The organism is Streptomyces sp. W16, from assembly GCF_033194735.1.
Lineage (GTDB): Bacteria > Actinomycetota > Actinomycetes > Streptomycetales > Streptomycetaceae > Streptomyces.
In genome coordinates this window covers 1-2,243 of the sequence record NZ_JAWOAI010000918.1, presented here as the reverse complement: position 1 = coordinate 2,243, position 2,243 = coordinate 1, and the positions used below count along the sequence as shown (strand labels likewise).

The 2,243-nt window shown below is 73.3% G+C and carries 1 protein-coding gene and 1 pseudogene; both read left to right on the top strand.

The features are described 5' to 3' along the window. Positions 1 to 1,423, top strand: a 1,423-nt coding sequence (locus tag R6V09_RS51415) for an alpha/beta hydrolase family protein (protein WP_317888291.1), incomplete at its 5' end; no start/stop codon positions are given. After that, positions 1,423 to 2,243 (top strand): annotated as a pseudogene (locus tag R6V09_RS51410) (hypothetical protein); the annotation flags it as partial. The gene R6V09_RS51415 and the pseudogene R6V09_RS51410, both read left to right, overlap by 1 nt.

The following is a 2,243-nucleotide window of genomic DNA, read 5'->3' as shown; positions in this document are numbered from 1 at the left end:
CCTGTGGCTGGTCGACCCGGACGGCGGCCCGCCGGTCCAGGTCTCACCCACCGACCGCACGGTGTGGCAGGCGGCCTGGGCGGGACCGTCCGCGATCGTGTGCGTCGTCTCCGACGGCCCGACCGAATCCGACTGGTACGAGGCCGAGTTGACCCTCCTCGACCCGCACACGGGAACCACGCACACTCTGCTGCGCCCCGGCACCCAGATCGGGCTGCCCGCCGCCAACCCCTCCGGCTCGCTGGTCTCCGCCGTCGTAGGAGCGATGAGCGACCGCGGCCTCTACGGCGGTGAGCTGGTCGTCCTGCGCGCGGCGGACGGCGAGTCCGTCGCCGTGGAGACGGCCGGCGTGGACGTGACCTGCGCGCGCTGGGAGAGCGAGGACACCGTTGTGTTCGCGGGCCTCCGCGGCCTGGACACGGTGATCGGCAGGTTCTCCGTGGCCTCGGCACGGAGCGAGGTTCTGTGGGAGTCTGAGGGCACCTGCGGCGGGCTGCGTCCCGAGGTCGCCGTCGGCGGCGGTGTCGTCGCCTGCACCACGCACAGCCGCCGCGAGGCCCCGGCACTGGGCGTCCTCGCACCGGACGGGACCGTACACCCCGGGCTCTCCTGCGCCCGGCCGCGCACAGCCGTACCGGAGGAGCCGGCGGAGCGGCTGACCTGGACCGCCCCGGACGGGCAGCAGATCCAGGGGCTCCTGGTCACCCCGCCCACTCCGGGGCCGCACCCGCTGGTCGTGAACATCCACGGAGGCCCGGTGTGGGCGTGGCGCGACGAGTGGGCGCCACGGCAACCGCTCGTGTCCCTGCTGGTCGGCCAGGGGTACGCGGTGCTGTCGCCGAACATGCGCGGCAGCCTGGGACGCGGCCAGAAGTTCGTGACCGCAGGGCTCCACGACATGGGCGGGGCCGACGCAGGCGACCTGCTGGCCGGCGTCGACGCGCTGGTGGCCGCCGGACGGGTCGACGCACGACGGGTCGCGGTCACGGGCAACAGCTACGGTGGCTTCATGTCCGCGTGGCTGATCGCCCACTCCGACCGGTTCGCCGCCGCCGTGGCCCGCTCGCCGGTCACCGACTGGGTCAGCCAGCACCACACGAGCAACATCCCCGGCTTCGACCGGATGTGCCTGGCCGGCGACCCGCTCGACCCGGCCTCGGACTACCGCACCCGCAGCCCCCTCTACCGCGCCCAGCATGTGCGGACCCCGGTGCTGCTGATGGCGGGCGCCCACGATCTCGCGACCCCGCCGGAACAGGCGGCCATGTTCCACCGCGCGCTGCGCGACCACGACCGCGACAGCACACTGGTGATCTACCCGGACGAAGGACACGGCGTCCGCGCCCACCCCTCCGTCGTCGACCAGGCCGCCCGTCTGCTGGAGTTCCTCGACCGCCACCTGGACACGGCGGGGGAGGCCTGATGGCCACGGACGAGCAGAACCAGCCCGCCGCTCACCGGGGCGACGCCGTGGCCGGCGACGACGTCCAGTCGGTCGTCGACACGCTCGCCGACCGGCTCGGCCGCTCCGTCGCCGTGGACGATCCGCTGATCCATCTCATCGCCGCCAGCAGACACTTCGGCGACGAGGACGACACCAGGGTCCGGTCGGTCATCGACCGCCAGATCTCCGCGGACCTCCAACGCTGGGTGCTCGCCAAGGGCATCGCGGACTGGACCGAGCCGGGCCGCGTCACCGGAGAACCGGACTTCGAGCTGGCACCACGGCTCTGCTTCCCGGTCCGCTGCAACGGCATGCTGCTCGGCTTCCTCTGGCTCATCGAGTCCGGCACGGCGATCGACGACGAAGCCGGCCGGGCGGTCGCCGAGGCGGTCGAGAGCATCGGTCTCATCCTGTACCGCCGGATGGTCCTCAGCGAGCGCCGCCGCTCACGCGTGGAGTCGTCGCTGAGCATGCTGCTGTCCCCCGAGGCGGACGACCGCTACCGGGCGATCGACGAGATCCAGGAGGAACAACTCCTGGCCCACTCCGCCCATCTCGTGGTCCTGGTCGTGGAGGCCGACGGCGAACCGACCGGCGACACGGCCCTCGCGCTGGAGTCCGCCGCGGAGCGCATGGAACGACGGCTGCCCCGAGGGTCGGTGCTGACCCTGGTCAGAGGGCGCCGGGCGATCGTCGTCGTCGGCGGTCCCCGGCCGCCGAGCGACCGGGCCGTCCGCGAACTCGCGGAGCGGTTCCGGCACGACTTCGGGCAGACGGCACGGCCCGGGCGGACCTGCGC